Consider the following 22,087-nt stretch of genomic DNA (forward strand, 5'->3'; position numbering starts at 1 on the left):
CCAAAGGGCGAGGAGATTTTACCGTCAAACGTTCACGATCCAAGTGTTGACAAGTTGAGGTGCTGAAACGCAGTTCCCAATCGGTTCACCAGCTACCAGTTGGATGATCGACCTTTTGGCGATTAATCACTTACCCTTGTAGCTCACTTGGAGCAGTTGCCAGTATTGTACTATGCCCATGAGGCGAACGCAATAGAACCAACATCCGATTGTAATTGTTGGGGATTGGGGATCAGGGGTTAGGGGTCGGGGGTCAGGGATCAGAATTTAACCGAGCAGGCTATTGGCTGAATCGTTGGGTAATGCACAAACAATGAGTTGAGAACTCATTCGTGCTCTTCGTGCTCTTCGTGGATCAAACGTTAACCCAGAGGTACAAATTGCGGCTAAAAAGCTGAGATTCTGATTCCCTGACCTCTAGCCCCTGAATCCTGACCCCTAGCCCCTCATACTCCCTATTGACAACTGCCTAATTCATGTTTATACTTTGTGTCATAATAACACTATTAGGAGCAGCTATGACAGAAACTGCTGAAAATTACGATGCAACAAAATATGAGCGGCCTTCTGTAACGGTCGATGTGGTGATATTTGGCTTGCGCAGTGGCCGGTTGCATGTGCTGATGGTGCAGCGCAAACACTGGCCCTACGCCGAACATTGGGCCATCCCAGGTGGCTTCGTCAATATGGATGAATCGTTGGAAATGGCTGCTCGGCGCGAGTTGGAGGAAGAAACGGGCGTTCACGATGTGTATATGGAACAGCTGTATACCTTCGGCGATCCTGGGCGCGACCCACGAACCCGCGTAATTAGTGTGGCCTATTTTGCCTTAATTCGTACCGAAGAGCAAGCCTTGCAAGTTTCCGACGAATCGAATGATGTTTGTTGGTTTCCGGTCGATGAGCTGCCCAAGGATTTAGCCTTCGATCACGAAAAGATTTTGCGTTTTGCGATTGATCGCTTACGCTCAAAGCTTGAATACACCACTTTGGCCTTTCAATTGCTACCCAAGGAATTTAGTTTGCCCAAACTCAAGCGGATTTACGAAGAGATCTTGGGCGAACAGCTCGATAAAGCTAATTTTTATCGCAAACTGCGCGATTCCGATTTGCTTGAAGATACTGGCAAATTGCTGAATAGTCGAGGCCGACCAGCTCGCCTCTATCGCTTCCGCGATTCACGCATCGAGGGCGATTTTGTGTTTCGCTACCGTGAAGCCAAAAAGAAGGACGAAGGGTAAAGGATGAATTATGAAGGATGAGGGATGAAAAATCTTTCAGGCTTGGAGCTTAAGCCTTAAATCAAGGCTTACCCCAAAATGTTCATCGTTTGATCTTTGTAACAGATAATCCATTACCCGAAGGATGAACGAAAACGGTTATGTTCGATTGATCATTAATCTTCTCGACAGAAGGATGAACGAAAAGCTCTTTTAGAAGCTATTCATCCTTCAACCCTCATCCTTCATCCTTAATACTACGGGGTGTTTATGTACACTTTAGCTTTAGCTCAATTTCGCCCACGCAAAGGGCATTATGCTGTTAATTTGGCGCGGCTTGGCGAAATTTTCGCCCAACTTGGCCCAACTGAACGTCAGCCCGATGTGCTGATGCTGCCTGAAACTGCCTTAACTGGCTATTTCCTTGAGGGCGGCGTGCGTGAGCAGGCTGTCACCGCAGGCCAATTGTTTCACGATTTGCAACAAACCTATGTGGCGGCACGCGGAGCTGATGCGCCAGCCCTCGATATTGTGATTGGCTTTTACGAGCGCTGGCGTGAACGTTTTTACAATAGCGCTTTGTACGCCACGCTTGGCAGCGATCAGAGTTTGGCAGGCATTCGCCATGTGCATCGCAAGATGTTTTTGCCAACCTATGGGGTGTTTGATGAAGCACGATTTGTCGAGGCTGGTCGCCAAATTGCCGCCTTCGATACCCGCTTTGGGCGAGTGGCAATCTTAATTTGCGAGGATGCTTGGCACTCGCTGTGTGGCACGGTCGCAGCACTCGATGGGGCGCAAATGCTCTATGTTGTTAGTGCCTCGCCTGCCCGTGGAGCCAACGAAGATCGCCCAAGCAACCTCGCCCGTTGGGATGACCGGATTCGTGAGATTGCTGGCGAGCATGGCGTGTATTTGGCGGTTTGCCAAATTGTCGGCTTTGAAGGTGGCAAGGGTTTTGCTGGTGGTTCAGTTGTGGTTGGCCCGCGCTCCGATGAACGCGCCCGTGCTCCGTTGTGGTCGGAAGCGGTTATGTTGGTCGATATTGATCTCAGCGATTTGACCTTGGCTCGTGCTGATTTGCCGTTGTTGGCTGATTTGGAAGAACGTTTGCCCTTTATGCTGCGCGATGTGCATGCTGCCAGCGAGGGCCAACATCGCCCAAGCACGTGGGATACAGCGCTTTCCAGTGATTCGCAAGGCTTAAGCGATGCTAGTTCGTATCAACGCACAGTTGATAGCGAAGGTGAAAAACGAGCCAAAGCCACAGTTGGCAAGCAAAGCTTCCCAATTATTGCTGCACCACGCTTTGATCCTGAGAGCGACGAGCCACTGCGGATCAATCCTGAATTGACGATTAATTGGTTGGTTGAATTTCTGCGCGATGAAGTTGGTTTTCGGCGCGGCTTTAAACAAGTTGTGATTGGCCTCTCGGGCGGGGTTGATTCGGCTCTAACCACCTATTTGTGTGCTAAGGCATTTGGCGCTGAAAATGTGCTCGCCGTGCGCATGCCCTATCGCACCTCATCATCGGATAGCCTCGATCACGCTCAGTTGGTGATCGATGATTTAGGCATTCAGCATCGCACAATCGAAATTACCAATGCGGTTGAAGGCTATTTGAGCTTCGAGCCAGATGCTGATGGCCGACGGCGGGGCAATGTGATGGCTCGTACCCGCATGATTGTGCTGTTTGATCAATCGCAAAAGCTCGGTTGTATTCCGATTGGCACTGGCAACAAAACCGAGCGTTTATTTGGTTATTACACGTGGCACGCCGATGATGCTCCGCCAGTCAATCCTTTGGGCGATTTGTTCAAAACCCAAGTTTGGGAATTGGCTTCGGCGATTGGCGTACCTGATGTGATTGTGCATAAGCCAGCTTCGGCTGATTTGGTAGTTGGCCAAACCGATGAGGATGATTTTGGCATCTCGTATCGTAAGGCTGATCGGGTGTTGGCCTACTTGCTGAGCGGTTATCGGCCTGAGCAATTGGTTGCGCGTGGCTTCAACGCCGATGAAGTAGCGATTGTTCAGCGGCGGGTCAATTCGACCCACTGGAAACGCCATTTGCCCAGCACCGCCATGCTCTCAAGCACCGCCATCGGCGAATACTACTTGCGGCCAGTCGATTATTAGAAAGGATGAAGGATGAAGGATGAAGTACCAAATCCCCATTCATAATTCATCCCTCATCCTTTCAAGGAGTTTTTATGCTCGCGAACAATAGCCAAGCATTTTTGGAATATTTGGATGATTGGTATGCTAACTTGCCCGAATTGCCACTTGATGATTTATTGATCGACGGCGCTGATCGGGTGGCAGTGACCTGTGTTGATATTATTGTCGGGTTTTGTACCGATGGTGCTCTAGCTAGCCCACGGGTGCAAAGCATCGTCGCGCCGATTGCCGAATTGTTCAAAACTGCCCATGCTGGTGGTGTGCGCCATTTCATCCTGCCTCAAGATTCACATCCTGTCGATGCTGTCGAGTTTGGCGCATTTCCGGTTCACTGTGTGCGTGGCACGCCCGAAGCTGACACTGCGCCAGAATTACGCGCTTTGCCCTTTGCCGATAGCTTTACAATTTTTGAAAAGAACTCATTGAGCGCTGCTTTGAGCACGGGCTTTCCGGCTTGGGTGGCTGAACATCCCGAAGTTGATACCTACATTATCACTGGCGATTGCTCGGATCTCTGTGTGTATCAATTGGCGATGTTTTTGCGGCTCGATGCCAATGCCCGTAATGTGCAACGCCGCGTCGTGTTGCCCGCGCAATGCGTCGATACTTACGATACGCCGCTGGAAGTAGCCCGCGAACTTGGCTTATATGCCCATCCTGGCGATTTCCATCATGTTTTTTCGTTGCACCATATGTCTGCCAATGGCGTGGAAGTGGTCAAAGCACTGAAATAAGGTTTCCCTCACCCCAACCCCTCTCCCACTGCGGTGGGAGAGGGGCTTTTAGTTTCATGGTTCCCCGCTCCTGCTCGGCGGCTAGGGCATATTAATCGACGGCGAATTATAGTATTTTTTTGTTTATAGATCATATGTTCTATCAATGCTATACTCGTGAGTGATGTGCATGACTAGTCGTGGAGGAATGGATGCAGACATTGCGCTCACAAGATGGCACAACGTTGGCCTATGATGTTTATGGGAGTGGCCCGCCGCTGATCTATATCACAGGTGCAACCTGTTTTCGCAAGTTTTTTCCAATTGTCAAAGATGCCAAAGCTCTAGCCCAAGCGTTTACCGTTTATAGCTACGATCGCCGAGGTCGTGGTGATAGCAGCGATACCCAGCCGTATACGCCGCTCCGCGAACTTGAAGATTTGTTGGCGCTGATCGAGCGGGCAGGCGGAAAAGCCCATATCTATGGTCATTCATCGGGGGCTGTCTTGGCACTTGAAGCGGCATTGCAATTTCCCCAGTTTGTCGATCATGTGGTGCTATATGATCCCCCGTATGTTTATAATTCGACTGAACAAGCTGACTATAGGCTATTACAAAAACAGATTGAATCGTTGCTTGCAAACGGCAAGCATGGCCAAGCCATCAGCACATTTTTAAGTGGCATTGGCGTGCCCAAAATATTCGCATGGCTGATGCGACTCATGCCTGGTTGGAAAACCATGGTTAAACTAGCTCCGACGTTGGCCTATGATCTTGAATTAACTGCCGAGTTGCCACCGATTGAGCGGGCTGCGCAGTGCAGCGTGCCAATCCACGTGCTGGTTGGGGCAAAGAGTCCACTCGGCATTCGCAAAATTGGCCAAGCATTAGCCGAAACAATCCCTAATGCTACCTTTGCGCAATTGGCTGGAAAAGGCCATATGATCGATGGGGCGGATTTATTACCGTTCTTCAAGAATTACTTAAGCAAACTGGAATCAGCCAGTGTTGCTACTACCTAATCCAAAGCATCTCTAATTGATTGTTGTGTACCAGCCATATAGTGCTATTCATTGAGCCAAAAATGGCTGATACTGGGCTAATTCCATGCATTTCCGCATCCCAACCGCCCTAGTAAGTGAGAATCATATAGGTAAAAGTAGCCTTATATAGGTAATAGATTGATGATTTTACCTATATAATTTGCGATTTCATTACCTCTTCTCATTTATTTTAATGATCAAAATGCCGCTTGAGCGTGGGCCAAGTACCCGTTGGCGCAAAATTACTTAGCCTGATTAGCCGCATACCACAAACATTGCGCAGTCAGTGGGCATTGGCTGCAACGGGGCCGCTGGGCTAAGCAGATGCGTTGGCCGTGGCGTAATAGCGCAACATGATAGTTAAACAGCCATTCAGCGTCGTGCGGCAGCAATTGCCAAAGGATTTCGTGGGCTTCGGTCGGTGTTTTAGCCTTGACCAAGCCCAAGCGCTGGCTGACTCGATGCACATGGGTATCGACGGGCAAAATTGGCTTGCTAAAACAAAACAACAACACCAACGAGGCGGTTTTCGGGCCAACCCCGCGCAACCCAGTGAGCCAGGCCATCGCGGCTTCGGTCGATAGTTCAGCTAAAAAATTAATCGAGATTTCGCCGCGCTCGGCCAGAATTTTGGCCAAGGCGGCTTGAATATTTTTGGCTTTGGCCGGGGCATAGTTGGCGGGCTTGATCGCTTCGGCAACGGCTTCGACTGGCGCTGCCAAAACGGCTTCCCAGGTTGGAAAGGTTGAGCGGAGATTTTGATAGCCACGCTCTTCGTTGGCCTCGGTGGTTTGATGCGAAAGCATGGTCGAGATCAATTCGTGCATTGGTTCGCGACGCGGCACAAGTTGGTTAAACCCATGCAACGCGACTAACTCGCGATAAACTAATTCGGCTTTGGCTTGGAGATCTTGCATCTATCTGCTCCAACATGCACAAAGACACGCCGAAGCGTGCCTTTGAATCGACGATTTTGAGGCTTAGTTGTAATGGTTTATGAGATTAACAACGGCCAGCATGTCCTCACCCCCTGACCCCCTCTCCCGCACGCGAAGCGAGGGGGTCAGGGGGTGCTCCCCTCGCCCGCCGCAGTGGGAGAGGGGCTGGGGGTGAGGGCATGGTACTTAATTGTTAACCCAATGAACCATTACGCTTAGTGGCTAGCTTCGGCAACTTGTGCAAATGACTCATTGCTTGTGCTTGGGCTAACAGGCAAGCGATATGCCAGCAATACCAAGGTCATCAAACAGCCAATCAGCAACGAGCCAACGATCAGGTGAATCGCTTGCAATGGTGGTGGTAAGGCTGCATAGGCTAGGCCAATCCCGGCGGCAACTTGAGTTAGCACCAAGCCGCTGGCAATCCAAGCGGTGCGATGAATCCACGGATGTAAACTGCGATTTTGCACAATCGCATAGGTTGCCGCCAAAATCGCGATCGTGAAAATGAGTGCTCCGGTGCGGTGCAATGGGTCGGTAATGCCAACTTGCGATACCCAATCACTGCGTGGAATGTTCATTTTCGAACCAACATCGTCGATGTGGCCGCGAACCAATGCCCCCAAAGTCAATTGAACCAAGCCAAAGCCCACCAACGCTTGACCCCAACGAGCCACCGTGCGCCGTTCGGCTGGAACATTGGCGATTGGTCGGCCATTGGGGAAGAAGGCGCAGACAGTTGCATATAGCAGTAAGCCGACAATCACCAAGGCCAAAATCATGTGTAAGGTCACGATCCAGCCTTCGAGTTCGAGGTGTACAACCTTGCCCCCCAGCCAGCCTTGAAACAAGGTCAAGACCAAGGCGCTGAGCACTGACCAAAACACCCGCTTGGATTTGCGGTAGTGCCGCAACATGAGATAGGTGGTGATCAACAAGAAGAAGCCAATCAACATCCCGATCAAACGGTTGATGTATTCGATCCACATCAAGGTTGGGTTGAATTGACTGGCATCGAAACCATGTTGAGCAATCATGTCGGCGCTGGCAGGTGGAATCCAATAGCCAAAGCATTTGGGCCAGTCGGGGCAGCCCAAACCAGCTCCCGAGGCGCGAACAATTCCGCCCACAAAAATCAAGAAATAAGTAGCAATCGTGGTAATCATCGCCCATTTTTGAAAGCGATCTAAACGCCGCCAAGAAAAACGCACTTGGTCGGTCGGAACACGCATTTGTTCCATTGGTATGGCTCCCACTTGAGAATAAATATCTGGTATTGGGATAGTATCATAGGCCAAGCCTCGCCGGATTGCATCGCATCGCGACCTGATCTTAGCAATTTTTAACGACTTCGCAGCGATTAAACAGCAGTTGATCAGCTTTTTGCCAAATCAATTGGGGCACTTTAAGCTGATCAGCGAGCATGCTGTTCCAGCGCAGGCCTGGCCCACGAATCTCGCGATCAGTCGCTGCTTGGAAGATTAAGCCGCCATTCCAAATAATGAATATGAGTGCTAAGCTGGCAATTGCCGCTTTGGGCCAGCGAATCCGCTCGATCAATAATGCCAAACCGATAATAAAAATCGGTGTACATTCGATTAAGCGTCGAAAGCCAAATGAGCCTTGCAAATGCCAGGTCGAGCCAAACGCCCCATTTAGGTAAATTTGGGCAAATAGGCCTAAACCGAGCAATCCAGCCAGCAGCCGATCCTTGCGCCAGAGCCAAATCAAGCCAGCCAAGCCAATCAGCAACAACGGATGCCACATAAACGCCCCGCGCCGTGGATCAAACAATGTATGGAAAAATTTATAGCTGATGAGATTCAATTTGCCTGAAACCGTGCCCGATGGCTTGGGCTGACCATACAAAATATTGTAGCTGATCAACTGTGGAACAAGGCTCAGGGCGAATATCAACACAAAAAATACATGCTTAGCCAAGAGTTGGCGCACTTGGGGCCATTGGCCTTGGCGAATTAAGCTGGCATACGCGAATAAGCCTTCAACTGCTGGTAACAGCAAAAACAACCCAAGTTGCTCGCGCGTCAGTGTCATCAAGCCGCCGACGATTGCCAAGGCCAGCCAACGCATCCATGAACGCTGCGAATATTGGGTTTGTAAAGGTTGATCGGTAGGGCCAAGCCAGATTGTGATAAACAAGGCCACCATCGCAAAGCCCGCGCCATGCGACCAAGGCACTTGAATATAGGTGTACCAAATTAATGGCGAGGCCAGCCAGATGCTCAAAGTGGCCAAGCTGGCTGGCCACATGCCAACCCAACGCCGTGCTAAACGATAGGAAAGCAGCAAACCAAACAGCGTGTAGCAGGCCGATGCCAAACACACGGCAATGATGTAAGGCTGGCTAAATCCATCGCGCGGCGCATCGCCAAAGATGCCTAGGCCAACTAAACCATCGGCAACCACATACCATGGCGACCACAAGATTGCCGAGCCGACTGGCGCAACATTGCGATATAAGCCCGTGGTTGGGTTGAGCGGCGGATCGCTGGAACGATCTTTGAGCAGCGCGTTATAGACCGCTGGATCGCCTTTTTGCATACCGAGATCAGCAAAATAGCCATATTCGTTGGCAAAATCCAAATCGCCATCGAAATAGACCGAGCGCAAATAGGCAAAATATTGCACTTCGTCGGTGGCATACAGCCGGAATAAGCTAATTGGCAGCAGCGCCAGCCATAGGGCCACAATCACCAATGGCCCGACTTGAGATAAAAGACGCTTCATAGTGGGCCTAGATTCCTCAATGTGTAATGGCCTTTCCCTCACCCCCGACCCCTCTCCCACTGCGGCGGGAGAGGGGAGTAGGCGCAGCGCGGTTCCCCCTCGCTCGCTTGCGGGAGAGGGGGCTAGGGGGTGAGGGAACTTAAGACTTCGTACCAACGATTAACAACATCGAACGCCATTCGGGCCGCAAACTCGTCAGCACCCATAAACCAGCTTTGGTGGCAACCCGCAATGGGTGGCGCAAAATCCGGCCTTTTTCGATGCCGACACGCTCCCAAGCATCGCCAAAAAACTCTTTGGCAACCTTGAATCCAGCTTGTTCAAGCATCCAACGCAATTCGGCCATGGTGTAGAGGCGGCTATGATTGTAGTAGCGCTGCGGCCCATCGAGCTGCATCGAGCGCGTAAATTCCTTGAACGATTCGAAGGGTCGCGCCAGCACCACATCGCCGAGGGTTTTCATGCGGCTTTTGAAATAAAATTGATTCGGCGTGGAGATAATCACGCGGCCACCTGGCTTGAGCACTCGCAGCATTTCGGCCAGTGGCTTGAGCGGCGAGCCAGCTAGGTGCTCGATCACCTCAGAAAACACCACCGCATCGAATTCGCCATCAGCATAAGGAATAGGCTGCTCGTCGAGGTTACAAAACTTGACCTCAACATTCAGTTTTTGCCAAAGTTCGACTCGATCTTGGGGGAAAAGATCGATGCCTGAAACCTGATAGCCTGCTTGGTGCAAAATACCAGTGAAGGTGCCTGGCGTTGTGCCAATTTCGAGGATGCGAGCTGGTGCTGCTGGCAATGCTCGGAGCAAAGCCCGAAAACGGTAACGATGCAGGCGAAAATAGGCTGGTTTGGCCTCATTGGGCATCGTGCGCCCATATTCTTCCACTAGTTGATCTAAGCGATGCATATAATCCTTATCATTCTGAGTAGCAATTTGCTTGTTATTTTTTGGCTAATTTGTAATGGTTCATTGGATGTTCCCTCACCTTCAGTCCTTCGTCCACGAAGTAAACGAGGTGATCTGTTCCCCCTCGCTCGCGTGCGGGAGAGGGGGCTGGGGGGGTGAGGGATGTTCATCATAACTAATCTAATGCACCATTATTGGTTGTTTGGCTAATCTGTTGGCACAAAGCCTTGATCCGGCCAGCGCGGGCGCGATAGGTATGATCTTGCACACATTGGCGGCCAGCTTGCTCACGCTCATGTCGCAACGGATCGGTTAAGGCATCAGCAAGGGCTTGCTCTAAGCCTTGGGTACTGCCACGCTCAAAATAATAGCCGATTTGTTCGGGCAAAATTTCGCGCAAGGCTGGAATATTCGGCAAAACCACTGCCCGCTCGACTGCCAAATATTCAAATAATTTAAGTGGCGAGGCTGTTACATCAGTGACCGTATCGGGAATGACCAAGACATCGGCGGCGTGTAAATAGGTTGGCGTGGCGCTTTGCGGTAGCGCTCCGAGAAACCGCACGCTCTCACCAAGCGCCAAATTGTTGGCCTGTTGGCTGAATTGGGCAATTTCGGCTGGCCGCCCGCCGATGAATAGTAATTGCGCATCTGGCATGGTTTGGTGCAAGTTCGCAAAAGCAGCGATCAAGCGATCAAGCCCACGGTAAGAGAAGGTCATGCCAGCATAGACAATTAATGGTGCACTTGGATCAAGCCCAAGCTGCGCTCGCGCTGGTTGGCGATCGTGGGGCTGATATAACGAATCATCAAAAGCATCGGGAATTACCGCCACATCGTTAGGCTTGCGCCAGCCTAAACGGGCCAAGAGTTGGCGAAAATCATCGGTCAATGAAGCTACGGCAGCGCTGCGCCCAAGCGTCAAGCGATCAAGCAAATTGAGCACGGGTTGCACCCACGTTTCCTTGGCGCGTGACGGATTCCAGCTTTCCAGATCATGGGCCTCGTAGATTACCGGAATTTTGAGCAATGGCCCCCAGAGTGTCGCCCACCAGCCAGCGGCAATCACTTCGCGCACATAGACCACATCGACGGCTTCGCCGCGCCAACGTTGGCTGACCACGACAGCAGCACTCATGGCGGCAAAAACGCTGCGCTCAGCGTAATACCACAAGGTCGATTTTTTAAAGCGCGAGAGCTTGCCAATCGCTGGGCGTTGCAAGTGGGTTGCGCCGACCTCTTTAAATCGGCTTGGTTCACCTAACCAGCGCGGAATAATAATCAAGGTATTAGGCGCTTGTTGGCGCAATTCGCGTAAGGTTGTCCAGGTTTGAATCGCGTTGGCCGAAGCCAGCATCAAACTGGTTGGATAAGCAATATAAGCAATTCGCATAAGTTAATTTAAAAGCCATGATTAAATTGAGTTCAGCAAAGCCATAGTGGCAGAGATGTAGTAACTCCAATGAGCACAAAATCATGCCAATAAGCAGGCTTATAGTACCACCATTGCCTAAAACTAGTGCATTATTCACGAAACCTAGAAATTTGAAGAAGGTTTGAGGGTTAAATTAACAGGGACAGCCAATGGCTGCCCCTATTGGTTTGAACTTATTGATACTTGTAAATCAGTGGGAGATAGTTGGGCAGACCGCTATAGTTTGGCTGCAAGCTGATTGCTGGCGAAGTCAAACCAGTTTCGGTGTAATTGCCTGCACCATCGAGGAATCGCATATGTACATGGCGCGTGCCTGATTCAGTGCCAGTTAGGGCATTGACCAAACGCACATAATCGACATGGGTTGCACCATCTTCCAAGCCAATTACATCGCCATATTGCAAGAAATCTTGCGGAGTTGGGAAGTTGCTGTTGGTGGTGGCGACAACCCACACGCCCCAATAGCGTTTGTCGGCTGGAGCGGTATTCATAAATCCATCATCAGTCACCACGGCGGTGAAATCCAATGGAATTACTGAGACACTGGTGCTTGCGCCATTGGGCAAGGTAATGCTGCCACCAGCAGTCAAGACTGGTGCATCATCATCGTAGGTGAATTGCTTGCTGACCAAGCTTTGATTGCCCAAGGTATCGGTCAGAATCACGGTTGCATTGACCGTTTGTTCTTCAAAGCCTGTGCCTGAGCTATCATTGCCCGTCACAAAACTATCGAAGGCCGAGAAACCACTATATGGATAGCTTGAGCCGTTGACCACGAATGGCCCAGCTTTATGCCGCGTAACACCTGAACAACCACTGGTTTCTTGAGCGATGGTATAGGCAAAGGTCATGTTGCGAGTATATTTCTCAGAAACTCGATCGGGTGCAAATGGTTGCACTTGCACTTGAGTCAAGCTTGCTGGGCGAGCACTTGGGGCAGTTTCCATGGTGTAAATTTGGGGTGCGCTTTGCAACGAGCTGTCAATCACAGCACTGATCGTTTGCACACTTGAGATGCCACCATTACTGCTATTGCGCAACTGCACATATACAGTTGTAGCACATGAATTTACCCCAGATCCAGTGTTTACGGTTTTGCTGGTATTCAAGCCTTCCCATGCTGGCGATGCCGCTTGGGCAGTGAAGGCACTGGTGCTAACCCGCATTTGGTCGGGGTTGCCAGTTAAGTTCGATAAGGCCAAAGTAACGCTGGGATTGCTGCTTGGGCTGGCACTGCTACGAGCAACCGTAAAGCCAACTGGTGGTAAGGTTGGGGTTGGCGATAAGGTTGGGGTTGATGTGGCTGGGGTTACGCCGCTGGTATTGCCAGTAATTTGACGAATATCATAGCGCCCAATTGCTTTATCCTGCCAAATCACCCCAATTGTTGTGCCTTGAACCGCTGCTCGAGTCCATTTACGCTCGGCTTTTGATGAAGTGGCGGTTTGCAAATTGGCAATCGCTCCACCAACGATAATTTCACGGTTGACGATATACAGATTCTTTTCATCAACCCCGCTCATCCACAAAGCATAAATGCGATCGGCGGTTGGGCTATAGATAATTTCAGGGAATTCATCGAACGATGAGCCGCTGCTAACCAAAACCCGATTCGACCAGCTGGTGCCATAGCCAATGTGATAGTACATTTTGCGGCCACTGCTGTCGATGCTATACAAGGCGGCAACAGTGTTGCCTTTGGAGGTCAAAGAGACCTGCTTGATTTTGCCTGAGGCCAAATCGGAGCCAGCCGTCCAGGTTGTGCCATTAAAGGTCGCATAACGCACCGAGCTATCGCCGCTAAATGCAACGTGAATCACCCCATCGCTGGTTTGGGTTGCCCCGATGTAGCGTTGATTATTGCCATCGTTGCGAATCAGCCGACCGGTGTTGGCTTCCCATGCGCCGCCCGACCAAATGCGGTGGACAACTTGGGGCAAGCTGCTAGCGCGACGGTCGCCCCAGAAGGCATGGACTTTGCCACTACTATCAGTCAAGAGTTCAGGTGTTGAGGCCTTGGTGGTGCTGAGGGTCGTAACACTGCTTTTTGTAATGTCCGAGCCATTGACCGTCAGATAGCGGTGAGCTGCAAAACCTGAGTTGGCAACATACACAAAGTGCACACGGTTGCTTTCCAAGGTCATCGAGTGTAATGGGTCGGTGCCACGGGCAACCGAGCCAGTTACTTCATAGGGGGTAAGCCATGCACCCGAAACGTTGTTGGTATAGAGCAAGCGTGCGCCATCGGCATCAGTTGCCCCATATTCAACCCAAGCAACGTGGCTGCGGCCATTGCCATCATATTTAATATCAGGATAAACATTGGTATTGGCGCTGACGTAGCGAACTTCTACGTTGCCCCAGCCAACCGCTTGAATTGCCGCCTTAACCCCAGTGCCGCCTTGCTTGAACGCTAACGGAATTAGGAGACAAACCAGCAAGAACAGCACAACACTGGCTCGCTTCATCGATGTAGACTCATTCATTGATCGGTTCCTTTTGTATGCGGCAATCGCTTTATTGGATGATTAGATTGTCGAATGCAAGGTTGCCTTCAGCATAGCCATAGACTCCTGCTTGCCCGGCAGCGTAACTCTCATCCTCGGCTCGCAATACTTCGATGCCATCGATGTTGGCAATAATTGTCTTGCCTTCAAAGCGTAATTCCAGCGTTGCCCAGGTCTTGTTAGTCCAGCCTTTATCAGCGCTTGAGGCCAACAACGTGTAACTATCAGTTGCTGCATCATAGCGTTGTAAGCTGACGGTTTTGCCACCTTCAGCACCTTCGGGTCGCACCACAAAGGCATAGAAGCCAGCATCATTCACCCGACCAACAACACCCATAATGCTATTGCCAAACGAATAGGCTTGAGCACGAATGCTATAGTCGGCCCAAGTTTTATCGCCAGTTACCAAGCCGGTTGGGGTGCTTGAACCATAGCCATCGGGGCCAGTAATTTGCTCAACCACCCCTTGCTTAACTTCCCACGTCGAAAGCTCAGTCGAATTGCTCCAAATATCGAAGACGCGCCATTCGCTCAAAGCGCTGTCGAAGCCATTGCTATAGCGAACAGGCGCTTTGTTGGGGTTTTCGACGCTTGGCGCTTCAGGAATCGCCTCGGCCTCAATTGGGGCATAGGTTGGGGCTGGGGGCGCAGTTGGAATGGTAATTTGTTGCTCTTGTTGAGCGCTGGTTACCGCACCACAACCACTGATAACAATGGTTAGGAGCGCTAGCCCACCCAATGAACCCATAATATTTCGTCGCATTGAACTCCTCCTAAGTTCTAGTGAGAGTTTGGAATGAATCCCGCAGCATGTGTGGATTGCAGTTATTGAGCGTAGCACGATGCTGTTGATTCTGTCAACGTAAAATCAACGTCCTTAGTAGGTTAAAAGATGAAGATTAGCTAAAAGTTCCCTGATAGCGGCTGATTGGCTAAAATTGTTGCATAAAGCCGAGCGAGCCGCTGGGCGACTTGAGGTGAATAAAATTGTTGGGCCTCTTGTTGACAGGTTTGGCTGCGAGCCTGGGCTTGTTCCGAGGTTTCAGCTAAAATTGTGGCTAAGCCAGCCCAGAGTTGATCAGGCCGATGTGGCGCGATGCTAATGCCGGCAGCAGCACTAAAAAATTCGGGTGTGCCAGCGCTACGAGTCGCCACGAAGGGCACTCCCAAGCTTGCTGCTTCTAAAACCGTGCGGTTGCCGCCTTCAATAATCGAAGGCACTGCGAGCACGTCGGCTCCAGCAAAATACTGTGGCATTTGCTCACGGGGAATGCCTCCCGTAAAGATTACCCGATCGGCCACGCCATGGCGATGGGCCAATTGGCCTAAATATTCGCCATAATCGCCAAGTTTTTCGTCAACTCGATTTGGCCCGCAAATCAGTGCTACAGCCTGTGGTAAACCAGCCAATGCTTGAATCAAATCATCAAAGCCTTTGACCGGCAATAAACGTCCTGCCGCGACGATGACTTTGCGTCCAGCAATTGCTGGGTATTCTTGCCGCAACCAAGTTCGACTTTCAGCCCGAAATGCTGCTTGATCGCGCTCGAAGTATTCGTCGCGAATATTCCGCCCAATCGTGATGATTTTCTGCGCTGGGCAGCCAAATTGTTCGGCCATCGCGCTGGCACTCGGCGAAACCGAGCGAATTGCCGCCGCTCGCGCAAAGGTCAATTTGAGCAAGGCCCGTACTCGTTTGTAGCGAGCAAAACCATAGCTGATCGAATCATCAGCAATTAAGTCGCCACCACGAATCGTTGGCACAAATGGTCGTCGATCAATCAACGAAGCCACAGCCGCAATCGCCCCCAATGGATAAACCGACTCAACATGGATAATTTCAATTTCAGGATGTTGGCGCAAAAAGCTTAAATAATCGCGCAGCAAACTGAAAAAATAACTATATTCAGTCAAGCGCCGCCCTAAATTGTTCAACAGCCGATCGCTGCGCTGCATGCTTACTGCTGGCCGATAGACCTGAATCGCGCCATCCTCAACCAACCAACGGCTTTGGCGATCGCGGCTGGGGTCGGGCACAAGAATGCTGGTTTCATGGCCTAATGCCTGCCAGCGCAACAAAAATTCTTCATGCACCCGATCAAGCAAGGCAGCATTGTAGGCAGTGGTGAAGTAGAGCATGCGCATTGAATTTAGGCTCCCTGAGTGCGATACCAATCGAGCGTGCGGGCGATGCCAGTTTCAATATCGACACTTGGCTCAAAGCCCAAGATTTGGCGGGCGGCGCTAATATCGGCCAATGAATGCTCAACATCGCCAGTCCGGGCTGGCCCATAAATCACTGGTAGCTCTTTGCCGACTAGTTTATTTAACATCGCGACCACATCGTTAAGGCTAATCCGCAAACCACAAGCAATATTAAATACATGGCCAGCTGCTGCTGGTACGCTTGCCGCCAGCAAATTGGCCTGGACTACATTTGCAATATAAGTGAAATCGCGCGATTGATTGCCCGTGCCATTCATGGTGTAGGGTTCGCCTTGCAAGGCCAAAGTCATAAAACGAGCAATTACCCCTGAATATTGCGAAGTCGGGTCTTGACGCGGCCCAAAGACGTTGAAATAGCGCAAGCCAACTGTTTCTAAACCATACACATGGTGAAAAACCTTCAAATAGCTTTCGGCAGCCATTTTGCTCACCGCATACGGCGATTTGGGACTCATGGCCATGGTTTCGACCTTGGGCAAGATCGGGGTATCGCCATAAACCGATGATGATGCTGCAAAAACTACCCGCCGTGCACCATGCTGACGCGCTGCTTGTAACACATGCAACGAGCCGCCAGTATTGACCGCATCGGTGGTCAGTGGGTCGCTGACTGAGCGCGGCACTGATGGCAAGGCACCTTCGTGAAAAATCACTTCGCAGCCAGCCACCGCTTGGCTCACGGCCTCGGCATCGCGCAAATCGCCACGCACCAACTCAATATCATTAATGCAATGTGCCAGATTATGCTCATAGCCAGTCGAAAAATTATCGAAAACCCGCACAGCATCGCCACGTTGCAAGAGCGCATCGACCAAATGCGAGCCAATAAAGCCTGCGCCACCAGTTACCAAATATCGCGCCATAACTACAAATCCTTTTTAGTTAAGTTCAAAAATCGCAATCGGGTTATTGTTATCGTTTGGCCGTGGGAAGCGCTGAATCACCGTGGTGATGCTGCTAAATGGCTGATTTGGCTCAAAACCATCGCGCCGATCGAGCACTGGTTTATCGGCTAGCCCTAAACTGCTCAGCAACAATTGGCCATAAATTTTAAATTGAGTGAAGGTTGTGGGCACACGATGCTCAGGCCGGTCACCAAACTGATAGCTATAAAACTGAATATGATCAGCCATGGTTGCCTCTTGATCGATCAAATGGGTCACGCCTTTTTCGCGCAAGTAATCGAGCATGCGCCGTTGATCATAGACGGCAAGAATATCGTTGTTCAATTTGCCATCGATATTTAGCACATGATGGCCAGAATAATATTGATAAATCCCTGAATTTTTAGCCCCGATCAAGGCATTACTGGGCAAATTATCGCGCATCCACAATGCCGCTTGATACATCGTTGGTTGTGATTGGCTGGGTGCAGTTTCTTTTTCTTGCCAAAAGCGCGAGCTATCGAGCGTTTGTACAATTAATAAGCCTGCCAGGATGACTGGCACTGCCAAATAGCTGATTGATGGTAGGCGTTGGAGCATTGCCGCCAAAGCCCAAGCCAGCAAAATAATCACTGCCAGCGACCAAGGCACAAAGTGGCGCGGATTATCCTGCTGCATCATATAGCCATAATAGACCAAAGGAATGGGCAGATATAGCAATAGTGGTAAGCCGAGCCAGAGTTGACGACCAACCCAAAAGCCCACAAACGCCGCAAAAATTGCCAAACAAATCGCTGCACCAACCACCGAGCGCCCCAATATTTCCATTGAAATGGCACTATTGACGTACCAACCATCAAGCCCATTTGAGATCGCATAGGAGTTGACGTAGCTGTGTAAGTAGGTCAAGGCTTTGCCGCTGCTAGGCGAAAACGAGCCAAACACCGTTAAATTACGCCAGAAGTAGGGCACTAACAGAGTGAAGGTAACCACGACATAGCTGGTGAGCATGGGTAATTCACGGCGTAAGCGTTTGGCTCGCCAAGCCCAAATCAAACGTGCCGCCGCGATTGCTGCAAACAATAATGCCCCATCCAAACGAGTCAGAATCATGGCAGCGGTCAGCACCGCGAGGCCTAAATTATGGCTCAATTTTTTGGGATCGATTTTAACCGCGACTAGCAAGGTGGTGACCCACATCAACAAGGCCATCGAGGTTTCCATGCCATTGACGGTTAGCCGCACTAAGGTTGGGTTCAAACCATACAAAATCAAACCAAATAAACCAGCCTGCCAGTTCATCCAATGTTTGAGCAAATGCCACAGTGGCCACATCACTGCACTTGCCAACAAGGCACATATCAGCAAATTGGCGGTAAAGCCCAAGGCCAAATTATCGGGCGCAAGCAAATATGGAATCGCCCCCAAGGTCAATGGGTACAACGGATGAAAGCCATTGGTTGGGGTAATGCCGTCGGCGGTGATGCCTTGGCCCATGGCCCAATTCCGCGCAATAGCCGTCACCATCCACGCATCATCTTCGAGCACCAGCAAATGAGTTTGCAACGGCAGCAAAGCGAAGATCAGCCGGATAATAATTCCAGCCCCGACAATTGAGGCGATGATCCAACGGATGGTTTTTGGTGATGTGATCATAACTATAATACGCGCCGAAGCACGCCCTTGAATGGAAGTTTCATGCTCAATAAACGCTCACGCTCAGCTGGATCAAGCCCGCCAAGCAGTTTTAATGTGAGTAAATAGAGGCCAGCGCCAATTGCGGCAAACAGCATCAATGGCAAGAGATTGATCAATTTGGTTTGCCAACCAGCCGCTACCTCAGGCATTGGCCAAAGTTGCATTAATCCAATTAGGGCAACTGCAAAACTGGCGCTGGCAGCACAAACCCGCAACCAAAACCGCCATGGCAATTGCAAGCCCAAATTGCGCCACCCATAATAGAGCGTGATCAAGCGGGTGGCAACTCGCACCGCCCCAACTGCAATCGCCACGCCCAGCATGCCATAGCGTGGCAGTAACACAAAGACCAATGGCACACTAACAAAGGCAAATAAACGTGAAATAATCACCGCCCGATATTGCTCATAGACCATCAGCACATTATGCGGCACGCTCAGCAACGATTCGCCAAAGGTAAAGGCGATGAACACAATAATTAAGCTGCTGGCATCGGTATAGAGTGGATAAAGCACCGCCACCATACGCGGAGTGAGCAGCGCCAAGCCCACGCCTGCTGGCACAATCAACAGCCAAATCATCCGTGCCAAGCCACCATGAGCATCTTGCAACGATTGGGGATCGCGGCGTAATTTGATCCGCGAAAGCAGCGGAGTCATCACGCCGTTGAGCGGCATCCAAATATAGCTAAGGTAATCTTTGGCAAATTTATAGGCAAAGGCCAAAATCGCCACATCGCGGGCATTCAGCTGGGTCACCGTAAACAGCGTCACAAACTGAATATCATAGACCCAGGTGGTGATTTGCATTAAATAGGAGACTGCGGCAAATTTGGCAAAACGCTTGGGTAATTCAGGATCAGTCGCTTCGCCCTCACCAGTGCTGGCTAGTTCGCGGCTGGCGCGTAAGGCTTGCCAGGCTGCCATCAACACGCTAACCAATGGCGTGAGTACCAAGCCAATTAGCACCCCAGTGATGCCCCAACCCAGCAAAATGAAGATCGTTACCAAAATTGGCTGAAGTAAGGTCGTGACTAAGGTAATCAGATTCCAAGCGCGTTGTTTGAAGTAGGCTGTCAAAAACTGCATAAACACATCAAACAGCGCACCCAAAATTAATAAAGCGCTGACCACCAGCATAAACCAGTGGCTTTGGCGCTCAATTTGGTCAATTACTGCGAGCGTGCCAGTGCGTTGATTTTGCAGTTTGCTGAGTTTGCTCGTTTGGTCGGGCGTGGCTGGTTGCTGCTCAAGGTTGCTAATTTGGCTTTCAAGCTCAACAACCTCAGTTCGTTGTTGCTCGATCAGATAATTGCCCATGGGTTGGGCCAGTAGATTTAACCCGAGCACTAGCACGGCCATAATTGCCAGCTTAAGCCCGATCATGCGCCAGAGAAAGCGCAAAACACCTTGGCGACCTTGGCGTTTTTCAACTTCAGGGATGAAGCGCGGCAAACTGCGCTCGATTCCAAGGTCGGCGTAGGTGCCAATTGAAGCGGCCAAACTAGTGAGGAGAAAAATCAAAGCGACCTGCTCAGGTGCAAGCCGCCCGTAATAAATTACACTGGTGATGATGCCAACTAAAAAGCGGGCTGGAAACAGCAGCGTATTCCAAAGCGTTGCGCTCCAAACCTCACTGGTGAGGCTTCGCTGCGGTTTGTTCGATTGCACTTAACGTACTCCAGTGGCTACCATCCCATTTCCGATCAAGGGTGGGTAGGGAATAGCAAGCGGGTTGCGATGTGGTGGCAACCAGCGAATTGGTTTAAAGCCAGTTTTGATCCGTGGTTGTTTAAATCCAGCGGCTTTGAGATCGTTTCGCAAGCGCCAAGGGGTATACAAATTAATATGGGTGGGGTCGGTATCGCCCGACCAAACTTTACCAACCAAGGGAGCCAGCACTCGCCGAATATCCCAAAGATTAGGTGTCGTCAGAAAGACCATGCCGCCAGGTTGCAGCACCCGAGCGCATTCCAGCAGAAATTCTACCCCATCTGGTACATGCTCAATTACCTCGTTGGCGAGCACCATGCCAAAGGTTTGGTCGGCAAACGGAAAACGCGGTGCAGCATCCATCTGCACCAGATCGACGTGAATCAATTTGGCTGCTTCGCGCAAGGCATAAATGCTGGGGTCTACGCCAATTGCGGTTGCGCCACGGCTGCGAATATAGCGCAACCCTGGCCCCGCGCCACAACCCACATCGAGTACTGGCCCTTGGGGTAAGTGCTTGGCTAAGCCACCAAACGCAAACATACGGCGGTATTGCACGGCAATTTTGCGGTCGGATTTGCTGACCTGCGGCGCAAAATAGCTCGTTTCGTCGATCTTAGTGCTCATTGATTACTCGCGTATAGACCTGCTCTAAGGCGGTCGTCCATCGGGCCGGATTATACCATACCTCGCATGTTTGCTGCCCACCGCTGCGCAGTTTGGCGGCTAAACGCGGTTGCCCAAGGATCAAATTGGCAGCTGCTGCCAAGGCTTCGGGATTGTTGTAGGGCGCTAGTAAGCCATTTTCGCCATGGCGCACAATTTCGTTGACCACTGGAATATCGCTGGCAACCAAGGGAGCACCAGCCGCCATGGCTTCGAGCAAGGTTAAACCAAAGCCTTCGTAGCGGGTTGGTGTGAGATAGACATCGCAATGGCGAAAAAGATTGACCAAGGTTGCATCATCGACCCGCCCCAAAAAGTGAATCTGCTGCTGGATATTCAGTTCTTGAGCGATCCGCTCGACTTCAGCCCGTTCAGCGTGGTTAATTCCCGATACCATCAATAAATTGGCGTTGGGATATTGCTGCAAAATTGCTGGCATGGCCCGCAAAGCCAAATCGTAGCCCTTGCGCGGAGTCAATTGGCCGACAAACAAAATCCATGGGCGGCTTATATTCAAATCAGGTAAAACAACTGGGGTTGTCTGAATCGCTGAATCATCAATCCACAAGGGAATCACGCTTGAAGTTTGCTGCAAACCCATGCGTTTAAGTTCATCGGCCTCGAATTGCGAGCAAGGAATCAGCTGATCAGCTTCCCACAACGGTCGGTGTAACCGCCAATTGCGCAGATGGTCGCGCATTGTGCGCCACGAACGGGCTGATTTGATCCGTTGCCAAAATTGCTGTTTGGTCCAAATTGGCCGTTGATAGTGGATGGTCGTTTCAAATGGCCGCTCACGATCATCAACCAAATAGGCATCGTGATACGGCCCTAACCATGTATAAACCGTGGGAATGTTGTGCTGTTTGGCCCAGGCACTGGTTTGGGCGGCCAGCACATTGCGCGGATGCATAAAATGAATCAAATCTGGCTTGGGGCCGTGTTCCAAGGCTTGGTACAACTCGCGATTAGGAGCGTAGCCCGAACGTACGCGCTGCACCGTCACGCCCTCGATGATTTCATTGCGGGCAGCCAAGGCAGGTCGTTTGGGATCATGAGTTCCAATGGCGCGAACGGCATGGCCGCGTTGAGCCAAACCGAGCGCCAAAATTCGCTCAGGCCAGTTGCGGAAAGTTGTGGTTACCCCGCCCAGCCCAACAATCAAAATTTGCATCGATCTATCCTTATTTGTTTTAGGGATCG

Annotated in this window: 16 protein-coding genes and 1 pseudogene; 4 read left to right on the forward strand and 13 right to left on the reverse strand. The window is 50.8% G+C overall.

Annotated features, from left to right (window positions below; genetic code table 11):
* The first annotated feature begins 518 nt into the window (after window positions 1-518).
* The 4 genes from ABEB26_RS23250 to ABEB26_RS23265 all read left to right on the forward strand — a co-directional run bounded on the left by ABEB26_RS23250 (window position 519) and on the right by ABEB26_RS23265 (window position 5,136).
* On the forward strand, window positions 519-1,241 hold the full coding sequence (locus ABEB26_RS23250) for an NUDIX hydrolase (protein ID WP_345724484.1): 723 nt from the start codon (window positions 519-521) through the stop codon (window positions 1,239-1,241).
* 249 nt (window positions 1,242-1,490) lie between these two features.
* The gene (locus tag ABEB26_RS23255; RefSeq protein WP_345724485.1) at window positions 1,491-3,359 is read left to right on the forward strand and encodes an NAD+ synthase; all 1,869 of its coding nucleotides are present in this window, start codon (window positions 1,491-1,493) and stop codon (window positions 3,357-3,359) included.
* A 74-nt stretch (window positions 3,360-3,433) separates the two neighbouring features.
* Window positions 3,434-4,135, forward strand: coding sequence for a cysteine hydrolase family protein (locus tag ABEB26_RS23260; RefSeq protein ID WP_345724486.1), 702 nt, complete (start codon window positions 3,434-3,436; stop codon window positions 4,133-4,135).
* 191 nt (window positions 4,136-4,326) lie between these two features.
* A complete protein-coding gene (locus ABEB26_RS23265; RefSeq protein ID WP_345724487.1) occupies window positions 4,327-5,136 on the forward strand; it encodes an alpha/beta fold hydrolase in 810 nt (269 codons plus the stop codon).
* Window positions 5,137-5,399: 263 nt separating this feature from the next.
* On the opposite strand, the gene ABEB26_RS23270 is transcribed toward ABEB26_RS23265, so the two are convergent.
* The 13 genes and pseudogenes from ABEB26_RS23270 to ABEB26_RS23330 all read right to left on the reverse strand — a co-directional run bounded on the left by ABEB26_RS23270 (window position 5,400) and on the right by ABEB26_RS23330 (window position 22,058).
* Window positions 5,400-6,074 carry an endonuclease III domain-containing protein gene (locus ABEB26_RS23270; protein ID WP_345724488.1) on the reverse strand — a complete coding sequence of 225 codons (675 nt, stop codon included), beginning with the start codon at window positions 6,072-6,074 and terminating at the stop codon, window positions 5,400-5,402.
* A 236-nt stretch (window positions 6,075-6,310) separates the two neighbouring features.
* Entirely contained in the window at window positions 6,311-7,336 is a 1,026-nt protein-coding gene (locus ABEB26_RS23275) for a COX15/CtaA family protein (protein WP_345724489.1), read from the reverse strand.
* Between the two features lie 91 nt (window positions 7,337-7,427).
* On the reverse strand, window positions 7,428-8,843 hold the full coding sequence (locus ABEB26_RS23280) for a hypothetical protein (RefSeq protein WP_345724490.1): 1,416 nt from the start codon (window positions 8,841-8,843) through the stop codon (window positions 7,428-7,430).
* A gap of 139 nt (window positions 8,844-8,982) precedes the next feature.
* Window positions 8,983-9,756, reverse strand: coding sequence for a methyltransferase domain-containing protein (locus ABEB26_RS23285; RefSeq protein ID WP_345724491.1), 774 nt, complete (start codon window positions 9,754-9,756; stop codon window positions 8,983-8,985).
* 175 nt (window positions 9,757-9,931) lie between these two features.
* Complete coding sequence (locus tag ABEB26_RS23290) at window positions 9,932-11,149, reverse strand: glycosyltransferase family 4 protein (protein WP_345724492.1); 1,218 nt, start codon at window positions 11,147-11,149, stop codon at window positions 9,932-9,934.
* Window positions 11,150-11,364: 215 nt separating this feature from the next.
* A complete protein-coding gene (locus tag ABEB26_RS23295) occupies window positions 11,365-13,677 on the reverse strand; it encodes a hypothetical protein (RefSeq protein ID WP_345724493.1) in 2,313 nt (770 codons plus the stop codon).
* 31 nt (window positions 13,678-13,708) lie between these two features.
* Window positions 13,709-14,461 carry a hypothetical protein gene (locus ABEB26_RS23300; protein WP_345724494.1) on the reverse strand — a complete coding sequence of 251 codons (753 nt, stop codon included), beginning with the start codon at window positions 14,459-14,461 and terminating at the stop codon, window positions 13,709-13,711.
* A 140-nt stretch (window positions 14,462-14,601) separates the two neighbouring features.
* Window positions 14,602-15,843, reverse strand: coding sequence for a glycosyltransferase (locus ABEB26_RS23305; protein WP_345724495.1), 1,242 nt, complete (start codon window positions 15,841-15,843; stop codon window positions 14,602-14,604).
* A gap of 5 nt (window positions 15,844-15,848) precedes the next feature.
* The gene (locus ABEB26_RS23310) at window positions 15,849-16,787 is read right to left on the reverse strand and encodes an SDR family oxidoreductase (protein ID WP_345724496.1); all 939 of its coding nucleotides are present in this window, start codon (window positions 16,785-16,787) and stop codon (window positions 15,849-15,851) included.
* Between the two features lie 15 nt (window positions 16,788-16,802).
* Window positions 16,803-18,464, reverse strand: coding sequence for a glycosyltransferase family 39 protein (locus ABEB26_RS23315; RefSeq protein ID WP_345724497.1), 1,662 nt, complete (start codon window positions 18,462-18,464; stop codon window positions 16,803-16,805).
* Window positions 18,465-19,024: 560 nt separating this feature from the next.
* Window positions 19,025-19,891: pseudogene (locus ABEB26_RS27000) on the reverse strand (oligosaccharide flippase family protein); the annotation flags it as partial.
* Window positions 19,892-20,176: 285 nt separating this feature from the next.
* On the reverse strand, window positions 20,177-20,845 hold the full coding sequence (locus tag ABEB26_RS23325) for a class I SAM-dependent methyltransferase (protein WP_345724499.1): 669 nt from the start codon (window positions 20,843-20,845) through the stop codon (window positions 20,177-20,179).
* On the reverse strand, window positions 20,835-22,058 hold the full coding sequence (locus ABEB26_RS23330; RefSeq protein WP_345724500.1) for a glycosyltransferase family 4 protein: 1,224 nt from the start codon (window positions 22,056-22,058) through the stop codon (window positions 20,835-20,837). Before ABEB26_RS23330 ends, ABEB26_RS23325 begins: the two co-directional genes overlap by 11 nt.
* Window positions 22,059-22,087 lie beyond the last annotated feature (29 nt).

Source organism: Herpetosiphon gulosus (assembly GCF_039545135.1).
Classification (GTDB): domain Bacteria; phylum Chloroflexota; class Chloroflexia; order Chloroflexales; family Herpetosiphonaceae; genus Herpetosiphon; species Herpetosiphon gulosus.